Genomic DNA, 376 nt, shown 5'->3' with positions numbered 1-376 from the left:
CAGGCCGAATAAGGCACACCAGGAACTCGTGGTTTTATTCATTATGAAGTGGTTTTTACCTGTTCTCTTAGCCAGATAATAAACGCTTCAATTTTTGGCCACTGCCTGCCCGGTAATGTGGTGATGTAATAATGCTGATGGCATTTCACCGTCATATCGCCAAACGGCGCGACGAGCTCACCACTGGCAAGCCTTTTTTGTACCAGGCGTTTTCTTCCCATCGCCACCCCAATATGATTCATCGCGGCAATAACAGCTAAATCAGAACGATCAAAGCCAATTCCAGAAGATGTCGGCAAATTAACCGCATAATGTTGCGCCCAACTATGCCATTCATCCGTACCGGAGTCGTGGGAACAATACGGTGTGGCAAGGG

General features: G+C 47.6%; 1 protein-coding gene. It reads right to left on the bottom strand.

Features of this window, described 5'->3' with window-relative positions; translation table 11 throughout:
• Nucleotides 1–41: 41 nt before the first annotated feature.
• On the bottom strand, nt 42–376 hold a 335-nt coding region (locus AC0L3J_RS37635; protein ID WP_473350467.1), incomplete at its 5' end, for a LysR substrate-binding domain-containing protein.

Source organism: Bradyrhizobium sp. Kon37, from assembly GCF_055807535.1.
The sequence above is the reverse complement of the archived record's forward strand: the minus strand, read 5'-3'. Positions and strand labels throughout refer to the sequence as shown.